Source organism: Pseudomonas sp. TZ252, assembly GCF_056110345.1.
Genome location: NZ_CM148566.1, coordinates 3,174,201 through 3,187,066 on the forward strand (window position 1 = coordinate 3,174,201; position 12,866 = coordinate 3,187,066).

16 protein-coding genes are annotated in these 12,866 nt (G+C 65.4%); 9 read left to right on the plus strand and 7 right to left on the minus strand.

Annotation, left to right across the window (positions count from 1 at the left end):
• Positions 1–16 precede the first annotated feature (16 nt).
• The 6 genes from ACYAF3_RS14665 (at position 17) to trpC (ending at position 4,096) form a co-directional block, all read left to right on the plus strand.
• Positions 17–646 (plus strand): glycoside hydrolase family 19 protein, encoded by a 630-nt coding sequence (locus ACYAF3_RS14665; RefSeq protein WP_073658338.1) that lies wholly within the window; start codon positions 17–19, stop codon positions 644–646.
• Positions 643–1,005, plus strand: a complete 363-nt coding sequence (locus ACYAF3_RS14670) for a hypothetical protein (protein WP_003101639.1) — start codon at positions 643–645, stop codon at positions 1,003–1,005. Before ACYAF3_RS14665 ends, ACYAF3_RS14670 begins: the two co-directional genes overlap by 4 nt.
• On the plus strand, positions 1,002–1,259 hold the full coding sequence (locus ACYAF3_RS14675) for a hypothetical protein (RefSeq protein WP_003118919.1): 258 nt from the start codon (positions 1,002–1,004) through the stop codon (positions 1,257–1,259). Before ACYAF3_RS14670 ends, ACYAF3_RS14675 begins: the two co-directional genes overlap by 4 nt.
• A gap of 347 nt (positions 1,260–1,606) precedes the next feature.
• Positions 1,607–2,212, plus strand: a complete 606-nt coding sequence (locus tag ACYAF3_RS14680; protein ID WP_003101640.1) for an aminodeoxychorismate/anthranilate synthase component II — start codon at positions 1,607–1,609, stop codon at positions 2,210–2,212.
• 1 nt (position 2,213) lies between these two features.
• A complete protein-coding gene (gene trpD / locus ACYAF3_RS14685; RefSeq protein ID WP_003085203.1) occupies positions 2,214–3,263 on the plus strand; it encodes an anthranilate phosphoribosyltransferase in 1,050 nt (349 codons plus the stop codon).
• Positions 3,260–4,096: an indole-3-glycerol phosphate synthase TrpC gene (gene trpC / locus ACYAF3_RS14690; RefSeq protein ID WP_003085205.1), complete on the plus strand. Its 837-nt coding sequence runs from the start codon at positions 3,260–3,262 to the stop codon at positions 4,094–4,096. Before trpD ends, trpC begins: the two co-directional genes overlap by 4 nt.
• A gap of 61 nt (positions 4,097–4,157) precedes the next feature.
• Here trpC and crp read toward each other — a convergent pair whose 3' ends face one another.
• Positions 4,158–4,802 carry a cAMP-activated global transcriptional regulator CRP gene (gene crp, locus ACYAF3_RS14695; protein ID WP_003085214.1) on the minus strand — a complete coding sequence of 215 codons (645 nt, stop codon included), beginning with the start codon at positions 4,800–4,802 and terminating at the stop codon, positions 4,158–4,160.
• Positions 4,803–5,073: 271 nt separating this feature from the next.
• On the opposite strand from crp, the gene ACYAF3_RS14700 reads away from it, so the two are divergent.
• Positions 5,074–5,496: an OsmC family protein gene (locus ACYAF3_RS14700; protein WP_003085219.1), complete on the plus strand. Its 423-nt coding sequence runs from the start codon at positions 5,074–5,076 to the stop codon at positions 5,494–5,496.
• Between the two features lie 319 nt (positions 5,497–5,815).
• Positions 5,816–6,610, plus strand: a complete 795-nt coding sequence (gene speD, locus ACYAF3_RS14705) for an adenosylmethionine decarboxylase (RefSeq protein ID WP_003101641.1) — start codon at positions 5,816–5,818, stop codon at positions 6,608–6,610.
• Between the two features lie 54 nt (positions 6,611–6,664).
• On the opposite strand, the gene coq7 is transcribed toward speD, so the two are convergent.
• Positions 6,665–7,312, minus strand: a complete 648-nt coding sequence (coq7, locus tag ACYAF3_RS14710; protein ID WP_003085224.1) for a 2-polyprenyl-3-methyl-6-methoxy-1,4-benzoquinone monooxygenase — start codon at positions 7,310–7,312, stop codon at positions 6,665–6,667.
• A 99-nt stretch (positions 7,313–7,411) separates the two neighbouring features.
• The gene (locus ACYAF3_RS14715; RefSeq protein WP_105579194.1) at positions 7,412–7,750 is read right to left on the minus strand and encodes a histidine triad nucleotide-binding protein; all 339 of its coding nucleotides are present in this window, start codon (positions 7,748–7,750) and stop codon (positions 7,412–7,414) included.
• 78 nt (positions 7,751–7,828) lie between these two features.
• Here ACYAF3_RS14715 and ACYAF3_RS14720 point away from each other — a divergent pair, with 78 nt between their 5' ends.
• The gene (locus ACYAF3_RS14720; RefSeq protein ID WP_003117981.1) at positions 7,829–9,310 is read left to right on the plus strand and encodes an AAA family ATPase; all 1,482 of its coding nucleotides are present in this window, start codon (positions 7,829–7,831) and stop codon (positions 9,308–9,310) included.
• Positions 9,311–9,349: 39 nt separating this feature from the next.
• On the opposite strand, the gene ACYAF3_RS14725 is transcribed toward ACYAF3_RS14720, so the two are convergent.
• The 4 genes from ACYAF3_RS14725 to hemJ form a co-directional block, all read right to left on the minus strand.
• Positions 9,350–10,150, minus strand: coding sequence for an SDR family NAD(P)-dependent oxidoreductase (locus tag ACYAF3_RS14725; protein WP_003113172.1), 801 nt, complete (start codon positions 10,148–10,150; stop codon positions 9,350–9,352).
• A gap of 60 nt (positions 10,151–10,210) precedes the next feature.
• The gene (locus tag ACYAF3_RS14730; RefSeq protein ID WP_003117982.1) at positions 10,211–11,287 is read right to left on the minus strand and encodes a DUF805 domain-containing protein; all 1,077 of its coding nucleotides are present in this window, start codon (positions 11,285–11,287) and stop codon (positions 10,211–10,213) included.
• 121 nt (positions 11,288–11,408) lie between these two features.
• Positions 11,409–12,377 (minus strand): NAD(P)H-dependent flavin oxidoreductase, encoded by a 969-nt coding sequence (locus ACYAF3_RS14735; protein WP_003117983.1) that lies wholly within the window; start codon positions 12,375–12,377, stop codon positions 11,409–11,411.
• Between the two features lie 16 nt (positions 12,378–12,393).
• On the minus strand, positions 12,394–12,816 hold the full coding sequence (gene hemJ / locus ACYAF3_RS14740; RefSeq protein WP_003085245.1) for a protoporphyrinogen oxidase HemJ: 423 nt from the start codon (positions 12,814–12,816) through the stop codon (positions 12,394–12,396).
• Positions 12,817–12,866 lie beyond the last annotated feature (50 nt).

Sequence of the window (12,866 nt, forward strand, 5' to 3'; positions counted from 1 at the left end):
GAGTGCAGGAGGATCGATGAAACTGACCGAGCAGCAATTGCTGCGCATTTTTCCCAACGCCCGCCTCGTCGCGGGCGTTTTCGTTGTGGCGTTGCAACGGGCCATGGACGAGAGGGAGATCGACACACCGGCGCGGCGTGCCGCGTTTCTCGCCCAGGTCGGCCACGAAAGCAGCCAGTTGACCCGGCTGGTGGAGAACCTCAATTACAGCGCCCAAGGCTTGGCGGCGACCTGGCCGGGTCGCTATCTCGGCCCCGACGGGCAGCCCAACGCGTTGGCCTTGCGGCTGGCGCGCAATCCGCAGGCGATTGCCGACAACACCTACGCCACGCGCAACGGCAATGGCGACGAAGCGTCCGGCGATGGCTGGCGCTTCCGCGGGCGTGGCTTGCTACAGATCACCGGGCGTGCCAACTACCGGTTGGTCGGCGAGGCCCTCGGCGAGCCGCTGGAAGCCGAGCCCTGGCGCCTGGAGCAGCCCGTGCCGGCGGCCCGCAGCGCCGCCTGGTGGTGGGCCGGTCACGGGCTCAACGAGTTGGCCGACCGCGGCGAGTTCGCTGCCATCACCCGCCGCATCAACGGCGGCCTGAATGGCCAGGCGGAGCGCCTGGCGTTGTGGCAGCGGGCCAGGACGGTGCTGTCATGAGCCGGCTCGCTCTGCTCCTGCCGGCCGTGTTGCTGGTCCTGCTGGCCGGCGCCTTGCTCGGCGGCGGCCTGGTTGCCCGCCACTATCGTCCGCAACTGGAGGAGGCCCTGGGCCAACTCACTGCCAGCCGCGTCGCCAGCGGCCAGCTCGAGGCTTTGCTCGATGAGCAGCAGCGCGCGCTGGCGGCGGTGCGGGCGAGCGCCGAGAGGCGCGCGAAGGACGTCGAGCAGGCACTCGGCGAGGCCAGGGCACAGGCCGCGGAGCAGTATGCCGCGGCCGTGCGTCTGCTCCAGGAACCCGACATTGGCACGGACTGCCAGGCGGCAGGTGCGGCGATCGACCGGGAGCTGGGACTATGACTCGTCTCCTGCTGGGGCTTTGTCTGCTTTTCGCGGGCTGCGCAGCCTCACCGACGACACCTCGCCCCGTGCGCGTCGAGGTTCCCCTGGCAGTGCCCTGCCGTGTACCTGACGTGCGCCCGCCGAGCTGGGCCGGCGCCACGCTGAAGGCCGGCGATTCGCTGCAGGCCAAGGTTCGCGCATTGCTCGCCGAGCGCCGCCAGCGGCAGGGCTACGAACTCGAATTGCAGGCGGCATTGCGTGCCTGCCGCTAAACCTTTCGGCCGATCCTCTCGGATCGGCCTTCCTTCCGACATCCCGCTGTTGCACCCATCCTCCCCACTGGGCTATGTTCCCCAACATGGCTCCGTGAGACCGCTATCGTGATCCACCTCAGCAGCATCATCACCTCCCTCATCAAGGCATTCGCCCGTTGGCGCTGGCGCGCCTGACTTCTTTTTCGCCGGCCTGGCCGGTCACGTCTCCCTGCGTCCCCCGTTTTCCACAGGCATAATGCCGACGATCCACTCCCCCTTCCTCCGCGAGCGCGCCGGGAACCGGGTGTGGCGAAAGCCGGGTGATGCGATTCGCATAAGAATGAAATCAAGAGGTTACAGCCAGCATGCTGCTGATGATCGATAACTACGACTCCTTCACCTACAACCTGGTGCAGTACTTCGGCGAGCTCAAGGCCGAGGTCAAGGTGGTGCGCAACGACGAACTGAGCGTGGAACAGATCGAGGCCCTGGCGCCCGAGCGCATCGTCCTTTCCCCCGGTCCCTGCACCCCCAACGAGGCCGGCGTCTCGCTGGCCGTTATCGAGCGCTTCGCCGGCAAGCTGCCATTGCTCGGTGTCTGTCTTGGCCACCAGAGCATCGGCCAGGCCTTCGGCGGCGAAGTGGTGCGGGCGCGGCAGGTGATGCACGGCAAGACCAGCCCGATCCACCACAAGGACCTCGGCGTATTCGCCGGCCTGGCCAATCCCCTGACGGTGACGCGCTACCACTCGCTGGTGGTGAAGCGAGAGAGCCTGCCGGAGTGCCTGGAGATCACCGCCTGGACCCAACATGCCGACGGATCGCTCGACGAGATCATGGGTGTACGCCACAAGACCCTGAATGTCGAGGGCGTGCAGTTCCATCCCGAGTCCATCCTCACCGAGCAGGGCCACGAGTTGCTGGCCAACTTCCTCCGCCAGCAGGGCGGCGTGCGTGGGGAGGGCAACTGAGATGGATATCAAGGGAGCCCTCAATCGCATCGTCAACCAGCTCGACCTGACCACCGAGGAAATGCAGGCGGTCATGCGCCAGATCATGACCGGGCAGTGCACCGACGCGCAGATCGGCGCCTTCCTGATGGGCATGCGGATGAAGAGCGAAACCATCGACGAGATCGTCGGCGCGGTGGCGGTGATGCGCGAACTGGCCGACGGTGTGCAGTTGCCTACGCTGAAGCATGTGGTCGACGTGGTCGGCACCGGCGGCGATGGCGCGAACATCTTCAACGTATCCTCGGCGGCGTCCTTCGTGGTCGCCGCCGCTGGCGGCAAGGTCGCCAAGCACGGTAACCGCGCGGTCTCCGGCAAGAGCGGCAGCGCCGACTTGCTGGAAGCCGCCGGCATCTACCTGGAACTGACCTCCGAACAGGTGGCGCGTTGCATCGACACCGTCGGCGTCGGGTTCATGTTCGCCCAGGTCCACCACAAGGCGATGAAGTACGCCGCCGGTCCGCGCCGCGAGCTGGGCTTGCGGACTCTGTTCAACATGCTTGGCCCACTGACCAACCCGGCGGGAGTCAGGCACCAGGTGGTCGGGGTGTTCACCCAGGAACTGTGCAAGCCGCTGGCTGAAGTGCTCAAGCGTCTCGGCAGCGAGCATGTGCTGGTGGTGCATTCGCGCGACGGGCTGGACGAGTTCAGTCTGGCCGCGGCGACCCACATTGCCGAGTTGAAGGACGGCGAGGTACGCGAGTACGAAGTGCGTCCCGAGGACTTCGGGATCAAGAGCCAGACCCTGATGGGGCTGGAGGTCGACAGTCCGCAGGCCTCGCTGGAACTGATCCGCGACGCTTTGGGGCGGCGCAAGACCGAGGCTGGGCAGAAGGCCGCCGAGCTGATCGTGATGAATGCCGGCCCGGCACTGTACGCTGCCGATCTGGCGACCAGCCTGCACGAGGGCATTCAACTGGCCCACGATGCCCTGCACACCGGGCTGGCACGGGAGAAGATGGACGAACTGGTGGCCTTCACCGCCGTTTACAGAGAGGAGAACGCACAGTGAGTGTGCCGACGGTTCTGCAGAAGATCCTCGCCCGCAAGGCCGAGGAGGTCGCCGAGCGCCGTGCGCGCGTCAACCTGGCCGAGGTCGAGCGGCTGGCGCGTAGCGCCGATGCGCCGCGCGGCTTCGCCAATGCCCTGCTGGAGCGGGCCAAGCGCAAGGAGCCGGCAGTGATCGCCGAGATCAAGAAGGCATCGCCGAGCAAGGGCGTGCTGCGCGAACACTTCGTCCCGGCGGAGATAGCCCGCAGCTACGAGGCGGGTGGCGCGGCGTGCCTGTCGGTGCTCACCGACGTGGACTTCTTCCAGGGCGCCGATGCCTATCTGAAGGAAGCGCGGGCCGCCTGTGCGCTGCCGGTGATCCGCAAGGACTTCATGATCGATCCGTACCAGATCGTCGAGGCGCGGGCGATCGGTGCCGACTGCATCCTGCTGATCGTCTCGGCGCTGGACGACGTGCTGATGGCCGAACTGGCGGCGACTGCCAAGTCGGTCGGTCTCGACGTACTGGTCGAAGTGCATGACGGCACCGAGCTGGAACGTGCACTGAAGACCCTGGACACGCCGTTGGTGGGCATCAACAACCGCAACCTGCACACCTTCGAGGTGAGCCTGGAAACCACCCTCGACCTGTTGCCGGAAATTCCCCGCGACCGCCTGGTGGTCACCGAGAGCGGTATTCTCAACCGGGCCGACGTGGAGCTGATGGAAGTCAGCGAGGTCTATGCCTTCCTGGTTGGCGAGGCGTTCATGCGGGCCGACGATCCTGGCCTGGAGTTGAAGCGCCTGTTCTTCCAGGAGCGTGGCGGCGTGGTGCTGGGCGCCGATCCTGACTGATCCGCGCTGTCGAATCCCATGAAAAAGGCCGGTTGCGACCGGCCTTTTTCATGGGTGCTGTTCAGCGGGTGCCGAAGACCACCATGGTCTTTCCTTTCACATGCACCAGGCCCTGCTCCTCCAGGCTCTTCAGCACGCGTCCGACCATTTCCCGCGAGCAGCCGACGATCCGGCCGATCTCCTGGCGGGTGATCTTGATCTGCATGCCGTCCGGGTGGGTCATGGCGTCCGGTTGCTGGCACAGGTCCAGCAAGGTGCGGGCGACGCGTCCGGTGACGTCGAGGAAGGCCAGGTCGCCCACCTTGCGGGTGGTCTTGCGCAGGCGGTCGGCCATCTGGCTGCCGAGGGTGTAGAGGATCTCCGAGTCCTGCTGCGACAGTTCGCGGAACTTCGCATAGCTGATCTCGGCGACTTCGCATTCCACCTTGGCGCGAACCCAGGCGCTGCGTTCCTGTTCGCTGCCTTCCTTTTCGAACAATCCCAGCTCGCCGAAGAAATCACCGCTGTTGAGGTAGCCGATGATCATTTCGCGGCCGTCGTCGTCCTCGATGAGGATGGTGACCGAACCCTTGATGATGAAGAACAGCGTTTCGCAGCGATCGCCGGCATAGATGATGGTGCTCTTTGCGGTGTAGCGGCGGCGGTGACAGTGTGCGAGCAGCTTGTCTAGGTGTTTGAGTTTGGGTGTGTGGGTAATAGCTACCATGCCCGAGTCCCGAAAGAATAAAGAATATGCCTGACGTACAAGGCGATGTTTTTTTGAGTTCTTATGGAGAGACCTGCCAGGGCCCGGGAGCTCAGCGGAGAGCTCCCCCCAACCGGGCAGATCAGGAAGTGTGCCAGTAAACCGCGTCCAGCTTAACAGACGGGCCATGAAGGTCGATGTGATTTTGCGACGCAGCTATCAGGACTGTGATCCCGTACTGTCCTTGGGCCCTGTGCTAAGCTGGCGCCCTTTGCCGGCGGGAGTCTGAACGATGAAAGCGCGTATCCAGTGGGCGGGCGAGGCGATGTTCCTCGGCGAGTCCGGTAGCGGCCACGTGGTGGTCATGGACGGTCCGCCGGACCATGGCGGACGCAACCTCGGGGTGCGCCCTATGGAGATGGTCCTGATCGGCCTCGGCGGCTGCACCAACTTCGATGTGGTCAGCATCCTGAAGAAGGCGCGCCAGCCGGTGGAGAGCTGCGAAGCCTTCCTCGAGGCCGAAAGGGCCGACGAGGAGCCCAAGGTGTTCACGAAGATCCACGTGCACTTCGTGGTCAAGGGCCGCGGTCTCAAGGAGGCCCAGGTCAAGCGCGCGGTGGAGCTGTCGGCGGAGAAATACTGCTCGGCGTCGATCATGCTCGGTCGCGGCGGGGTGGAGATCACCCACGACTACGAGATCGTCGAACTCGGCTGAGACGACATCCGGTCATCATAAAAGGGGCGCAAACTCTGGCGGAGGCTTGATTGGCTCTGCATAATGCGCCCCTTTTTTCGTGCCGCGCGATTCCGTCGGGCGGCCGTTCAGTTCGGAAGATTCTTCCGCTCTGATAGACGTTTCCCGAGCCATCCCGGTCGGGTGACCAATGGCGCCAGCCGGCGCCCGTGCAACTCAACAAACCACAATCGCCATCGCGAAGAGGTGTTAACCGTCCTACGCAGGTGCGTCGTTCGCATCTGACGGGCATGCCCCAACCCTGCGGCAGAGCCGCAAGCAACCGAGAGAGTTCCCCACGGTGAAAAGCAAACTCAAGCTCCACGGGTTCAACAACCTGACGAAGACCTTGAGCTTCAACATCTACGACATCTGCTACGCCGAGACGCCCGAAGACCTCCAGGCCTACGTGCAGTACATCGACGAAGAGTATGACGCGGAGCGTCTGACGCAGATTCTTACCGATGTTGTCGACATCATCGGCGCCAATATCCTGAACATCGCGCGTCAGGACTACGACCCCCAGGGCGCCAGCGTGACCATCCTGATCTCCGAGCAGCCGGTCACTCCGACCGACAGCCAGATCGAAGAGTCCCCGGGCCCGCTGCCGGACACCATTCTGGCGCACCTGGACAAGAGCCACATCACCGTGCATACCTACCCGGAAATCCATCCGGTGGACGGCATCGCGACCTTCCGCGTGGACATCGACGTTTCCACCTGCGGAGTGATCTCCCCGCTGAAGGCCCTGAACTACCTGATCCACCAGTTCGACTCGGACATCGTCACGGTCGACTATCGGGTCCGCGGCTTCACCCGCGACATCGAGGGGCGCAAGCATTTCATCGACCACGAGATCAACTCGATCCAGAACTATCTCTCCGACGACACGCGCGAGGCCTACCAGATGACCGACGTGAACGTGTACCAGGAGAACCTGTTCCACACCAAGATGCTGCTCAAGGACTTCGAACTGGAGAACTACCTGTTCGGCGACGCTACCCGGACGCTCTCGGCGGAACAGCGTGAGCAGGTCACGGAACGGCTCAAGCACGAAATGCTGGAGATCTTCTACGCGCGCAACATGCCGCGCTGATCGCACACGAGAAAGAAAAAGCCCGCTTCGAGCGGGCTTTTTCATGCGTGCGATTCAGATGCGGTAGGTGCTCTTGGTCATCACCTTCGCCAGCAGGCTCATGCCCAGCTTCACCGGTGCCGGGAAGCGCAGGCCGCCGGCGGCCAGGGCGTTGCTCGAATGCTGTTCCTCGTCGATACGCATCTGCTCGAGGATGGCACGGGATTTCCGATCCTCCTGGGGAATCTGCGCCAGGTGTTCGTCCAGATGCTTGCACACCTGGTCTTCGGTGGCGGCGACGAAGCCCAGGCTGACCCGGTCGCTGACCAGCCCGGCGGCGGCACCGACGCCGAAGGACAGGCCGTAGAAGATCGGATTGAGGACGCTGGGACGGCTGCCCAACTGGCGGATGCGTTGCTCGCACCAGGCCAGGTGGTCGATCTCCTCCTCGGCGGCTTCCTCCATCGCCTCGCGGACCTCGGGCAGCTTGGCGGTCAGCGACTGGCCCTGGTACAGCGCCTGGGCGCAGACCTCGCCGGTGTGGTTGATGCGCATCAGGCCGGCGATATGGCGGGTGTCTTCCTCGCTCAGTTCGCCATCGGGTTCCACGATGGCCGGCGACGGTCGCGCCGGCTGGCCGCTGAACGGCAGCAGGGTGCGCAGGGCGGAGTCGGCCTGCAGCAGGAAACGGTCGATGGGCGAATAGTGGCGGTCGGCGGACATGGCGCACCTCCGGAAACGAAAGATCGCACCAGTTTACCGGAAGTGCGCTGATAGCAGGATGTTGCGGACGGGCTGCGATGTCGCAGCGCCAGCAGGGACTCAGCCCGGCGGCCAGTGCATCTGGCGTTGACCCAGCACGTGCATGTGGATGTGGTGCACGGTCTGCCCGCCAAGGTCGTTGCAGTTCATCACCACACGGAAGCCTTCCTCGCAGCCCTGCTCCCGGGCCAGGCGCTGGGCGGTGAAGAGGATATGGCCTGCCAGCGGCCGGTCTGCCTCGGTCAGGTGCTCGAGGGTGGGAATGTGCCTTTTCGGGATGACCAGGAGGTGCACCGGCGCCTGCGGGCCGATATCGTGAAACGCGACAACTTCCTCGTCTTCGTAGAACTTGCGCGCGGGAACTTCCCCCGCCACGATCTTGCAGAACAGACAGTCCATGGGCGATTCCTCCGGCCTCGGGTGCTTTCCCGAGTGTAGCGGTGCCCGTCGCGACCGCCCAAGCGTGAAGGAGCCGCAGTGAAGAACGACATACACGACCTCGGCCTGGTCCTGGATTCCCGGGTCAAGCTGATCCTGATCGAGTCCTGGGACGAGCCGAAGGTGATGGAAACCCTCACCGGCCTGGCGGTCAGGCGCGGCCTTGGCCTGTATGCCTGGTCGGTGACCGAGGGCGTGCAGCGCCTGGGCTTCGGCGGCGAGCCGCTGGGCGGGGAGGAGAGCCGCGACCCGGTCGCGGCGTTGCGCTTGATCAAGCACGATCAGCAGGCGAATCTCTACGTGCTCTGCGACCTGCATCCTTTCCTTGGCGACAGCCCGACCCTGGTGCGCCTGCTCAAGGAAATCGCCATGGCCGAAGGCAATCATCGACCGACCGTGGTGCTGGTGTCCCATGCGCTGAAGCTGCCGGCCGAAGTGCAGCGCTTCGCCGCGCGGTTCTCGCTGTCCCTGCCCAGCGAGGACGAACTGCTCGGCATCGTCCGCGAGGAAGCGACGCGCTGGAGCGAGCGCAACCGTGGTGCCCGCGTGCGCACCGACAACCGCACCCTGCAGCAGGTGGTGAAGAACCTGCGCGGACTCAGCCATGCCGAGGCGCGACTGCTGGCGCGCAACGTGATCTGCAACGATGGGGCGATCACCCAGGAGGACCTGCCCGAGCTGAACCGCACCAAGTTCCAGCTACTCGACCTGGAGGGCGTGCTGAGCTTCGAGTACGACACCGCGCGCTTCGCCGAGGTCGGCGGGCTTGCCGCGCTCAAGCGCTGGCTCGGCGAGCGTCAGTCGGCGTTCCTCGCCGGCACGCCTGGCGACCAGCCGAAGGGCATGATGCTGGTCGGCGTACAGGGCGCCGGCAAGAGCCTGGCGGCCAAGGCGGTGGCCGGCCTCTGGGGCTTGCCGTTGCTGCGTCTGGATTTCGCCTGTCTCTACAACAAGTACTTCGGCGAAACCGAGCGCAACCTGCGCGAGGCGCTGCGCCTGGCCGAACAGATGGCGCCCTGCGTGCTGTGGATGGATGAAGTGGAGAAGGGCATTTCTGGTGGCGACCAGGACAACGGCGTCAGTCAGCGCGTGCTGGGTACCCTGCTGACCTGGATGGCCGAGCGCGAGGCGCCGGTCTTCATGGTCGCCACCGCGAACGCTATCGACCGCCTGCCGCCCGAACTGATCCGCAAGGGACGCTTCGACGAATTGTTCTTCGTCGACCTGCCGACGCCGGAGGTTCGCGCCGAGATCTTCCGCATCCACCTGCAACGCCGCGAGCTGGAGCCGGCACAGTTCGACCTCCATCTGCTGGCGGCTGCCAGCGAGGGTTTCAGCGGGGCGGAGATCGAGCAGGCGGTGGTGGCGGCACTGTACGCCGGGCAGGCGCGACAGCAGGCGGTGGATCAGGATCTGTTGCTCAGGGAACTGGCGCGAACCTCGCCGCTGTCGGTGCTGATGGCGGAAAAGCTCGCCGCGCTGCGGACCTGGGCCAAGGGGCGGGCGGTACCGGCAGACTGAGCCAACGGCGAACCTTGCCGCCCTGCGAGGAGAGGCCGGTCAACCCCGTGGGGCGGAGGGTACCGCCGAGGCGTTGATCCGCGCGGCGAGTCGGCGCACCAGCCAGCGTGGCGCCAGGCGTGGGCTCAGCGCCAGCAGGCGATTGCGCCAACCGGGGACGATCAGGGCGCGGTTCTTGTCCAGCCCGCGCAGGGCCAGCAGCGCGACTTCCTCCGGGGTCATCATCAGCTTGCTCCGGTCGAGCCTGCCGAGCCGCATCCCGGCTTCCCGGAAGAATGCCGTGCGGGTTGGCCCAGGGCACAGCACCGAGACCTTGACGCCGCGCTCTTTCAGTTCTTCCCGCAAGCCTTCCGAGAAGTGCAGGACGTAGGCCTTGCTGGCGTAGTAGTTGCTCATCCAGGCGCCGGGCTGGAAGGCGGCCACCGAGGCGATATTGAGTATCTGGCCCCCGCCCTGTGCCGCCATGCGGGCGCCGAGGGAGTGGCAAAGGCGGGCCAGGGCCAGGATGTTGAGTTCGATCAGCTCCTGTTCCCGCGCCCATTCCTGGTCGATGAAGGGGCCGGAGGTACCGATCCCGGCATTGTTAACCAGCAGGTCGATCTGTCGTTCGCCCTGTTCCAGTTCGTGCAACAACCCTGACAGTTGCAGCGGCTCGGAAAGATCGCAGGTGCGGAACAGCACTTCCACGCCGAAACGCTGCGCCAGCTCATAGGCGATGCTCTCCAGCGCGTCGCGCTGGCGCGCCACCAGGATCAGGGCGCGACCGCGCCGGGCCAGGGCTTCGGCTAGGGCCAGGCCGATACCGCTGGAAGCGCCGGTGATCAGGGCATAACGGGGCATTCGAGACTTCTCCGAAACGGACGGGGAATTGGACCCCGCCCGTCGCGAGGGGTTGCGTGGCTACTGTTGGTCGTCGTCTTCCATGGCCTCTGCCGCCGCCGTGGCGGCTTCATCGGCTTCGGCCGCCGCTGCGGCGGCCTGCTCGTCGGTGGTGTACGGGTCGGCTGGAGCGCTGGCGCCGCCGTCATAGTTCGCTCGCTCCAGGTAACCCTGGTAGGACGGCAGGGCGATGGCGGCGATGATACCGACTATCGGCAGCAGGATGATCAGACTGGCCAGGACTTTCACCCCGGTGCTGTTCGCCGGCGGCGGCGGACCGTAGCGGTTGGCGCCGGTGCTGCCGGGCAGGACCAGCATCAGGATGCCGAACACGCTGCCGACGAAGGGGACGAAGTTGAGCAGCCAGAGCCAGCCCGACCAGCCGAGGTCATGCAGGCGCTGCACGCCGATCATCACGGCGATGACGATGAAGGCGATCGAGGCCAGGGCGGTGACGGCCACGCCGACGGTTTCGCCGAGCAGGAAGCCCAGGCCCATGATGACCAGGAAGCACAGCGTCATCGCCATCGACCAGCCGAGATAGCGCAGGCGTCCGATCCGGCCGTTGGTGGTGAACACGTTCAGCTCGCCGAACTCGGGGAGGGCGTCGCCGACCTGGGCGCTGGGCGGTGTGTAGGGAGACGCGCCCGCAGCCGCGGTGGTCGCAGGCGCGGCGTTTTCGCCGAGCTGCGCCTGGCGTGCCAGGTACTTCTCGATGATGACGCCGCAGGCCGAACATTCCGCTCCGCTGGGCTGTTCATGGCCGCATTTCGGGCAGGTCATGGGAGGCAGGTCTTGCGCCGGGGTTTCCTCCGCGACCTGGGGGTTGTGATCGGGCGTTTCCACCAGGCTCAGGCTGGCCGCCAGGTCGACTTCCTTGTAGGCATTGGCGCCGGCCTGGCGCAAGGCGGTCAGGTAACGCTCCGCCTCGGCCTCTGGAAGTTCGCGTTTCAGCACCACCGGGCGACCGCCGAAGAGGGCGTCGATCTTGCCCGGTTCGCTCTTGAACAGGCGGGCGAGATTGTCCTTCACGGTTTCGAGCGATGCGTCGGGCATCAGCTCGCCGGAGAAGACGATCTTGAAGCGTTGGTCGGTCATGCAGGCATCCTTGTCAGCTGGGGTGAGAGAAATGCAGCCGACAGCCTAATCGGCGGCCTTGGCGCCCACAAGCGCGAGATGAGAACTCCCGCACAAGCCGGGGCGCCGTGACCCGGCGGTTTCAGCGCGGCCAGCGGTTGGCCAGGCGATCCATGTTCCGCAGGGCGGCGCGATATTCCCGGTCGAGGCGGGCGACCAACTCGTCGACGCCGGGCAAGTCGTCTATGTTGCCCGCGCCCTGGCCGGCGGACCACACGGTCTTCCAGGCCTTGGCCTCGTCGTTCACCGGCTTGAGTTTCTCGCCGTAGTTCATGTCTGCCTTGTCGGTCAGGCGCTTCAGATCGTAACCGGCGGCCTCCAGGCTTTGCCGCATGAAGCTGGCCGGTACGCCGGACACCGCCGGGGTGTGCACGATGTCGGCGGCGCGTGCCTCCAGGATCATCTGCTTGTAGGCGTCGGAGGCATTGCTCTCGCGGGTGGCGATGAAGCGAGTGCCGAGATAGGCCAGGTCGGCGCCGAGCATCTGTGCGGCGAGAATCTCGTGGCCGTGGTTGATGCAGCCGGCCAACAGCAGGGTCTTGTCGAAGAACTGGCGGATTTCCGCGACCAGCGCGAAAGGGCTCCAGGTCCCGGCGTGCCCGCCCGCGCCGGCCGCTACCGCGATCAGGCCGTCAACCCCGGCCTCGGCGGCTTTTTCGGCGTGGCGGCGGGTGGTGACGTCGTGGAACACCAGGCCGCCGTAGCTATGCACAGCGTCTACCACTTCGCGCACTGCGCCGAGGCTGGTGATGACGATCGGTACGCGGTGCTCGACGCAGATCCGCAGGTCGGCCTGCAACCGCGGATTGGTGTTGTGGACGATCAGGTTCACCGCATAGGGCGCGGGATTGTCCAGCGCCTGCAGGCCGGCCCCGATTTCCTCCAGCCATCCCTCGAAGCCGCTGCTCTCGCGCTGGTTGAGCGCCGGGAAGCTGCCGACGATGCCGCTGCGGCAGCAGGCCAGCACTAACTGCGGGTTGGATACCAGGAACATCGGCGCGGCCACCATCGGCAGTCGCAGGCGTTGGTCGAGCAGGGCGGGCAAGGACATGGACAGGACTCCTGGGTCAGAAAGGTTTGAGCACCACCAGTAGGACGATCAGCAGCAGGAACAGTACAGGCACTTCGTTGAACCAGCGGTAGAACACATGGCTGCGCCCCGGCTCGCCGCGGGCGAAGCGCTTGAGCATGGCGCCGCAGGCGTGGTGGTAGCCGATCAGCAGGACCACCAGGGTCAGCTTGGCGTGCAGCCAGCCTTGGCTCAGCCAGCCGGGGGTGAGATAGAGCATCCAGAGGCCAAGGACCAGGGTGGCGAGCATCGAGGGCATCATGATCCCTCGGTAGAGCTTGCGCTCCATGACGCAGAAGCGTTCCCGGCTGGTCTGGTCCTCGCTCATGGCGTGGTAGACGAAAAGGCGCGGCAGGTAGAACAGGCCGGCGAACCAGCAGACCACGGCGATGATATGGAAGGCTTTGAGCCACAGGTACATCAGGACATCCTCTTGATCACGGTGCCCCGATAGTAGAGGGATGGCTGGAA

Excerpts from the sequence above, each read along its gene's own strand:
- trpD (WP_003085203.1), top strand. The coding sequence starts at position 2,214 with ATGGATATCAAGGGAGCCCTCAATCGCATCGTCAACCAGCTCGACCTG.
- ACYAF3_RS14670 (WP_003101639.1), top strand. The coding sequence starts at position 643 with ATGAGCCGGCTCGCTCTGCTCCTGCCGGCCGTGTTGCTGGTCCTGCTG.
- ACYAF3_RS14675 (WP_003118919.1), top strand. The coding sequence starts at position 1,002 with ATGACTCGTCTCCTGCTGGGGCTTTGTCTGCTTTTCGCGGGCTGCGCA.
- coq7 (WP_003085224.1), bottom strand. The coding sequence starts at position 7,312 with ATGTCCGCCGACCGCCACTATTCGCCCATCGACCGTTTCCTGCTGCAG.
- hemJ (WP_003085245.1), bottom strand. The coding sequence starts at position 12,816 with ATGTACCTGTGGCTCAAAGCCTTCCATATCATCGCCGTGGTCTGCTGG.
- ACYAF3_RS14730 (WP_003117982.1), bottom strand. The coding sequence starts at position 11,287 with ATGACCGACCAACGCTTCAAGATCGTCTTCTCCGGCGAGCTGATGCCC.
- ACYAF3_RS14665 (WP_073658338.1), top strand. The coding sequence starts at position 17 with ATGAAACTGACCGAGCAGCAATTGCTGCGCATTTTTCCCAACGCCCGC.
- ACYAF3_RS14735 (WP_003117983.1), bottom strand. The coding sequence starts at position 12,377 with ATGTCCTTGCCCGCCCTGCTCGACCAACGCCTGCGACTGCCGATGGTG.
- ACYAF3_RS14700 (WP_003085219.1), top strand. The coding sequence starts at position 5,074 with ATGAAAGCGCGTATCCAGTGGGCGGGCGAGGCGATGTTCCTCGGCGAG.
- ACYAF3_RS14680 (WP_003101640.1), top strand. The coding sequence starts at position 1,607 with ATGCTGCTGATGATCGATAACTACGACTCCTTCACCTACAACCTGGTG.
- ACYAF3_RS14715 (WP_105579194.1), bottom strand. The coding sequence starts at position 7,750 with ATGGACTGTCTGTTCTGCAAGATCGTGGCGGGGGAAGTTCCCGCGCGC.
- crp (WP_003085214.1), bottom strand. The coding sequence starts at position 4,802 with ATGGTAGCTATTACCCACACACCCAAACTCAAACACCTAGACAAGCTG.
- ACYAF3_RS14725 (WP_003113172.1), bottom strand. The coding sequence starts at position 10,150 with ATGCCCCGTTATGCCCTGATCACCGGCGCTTCCAGCGGTATCGGCCTG.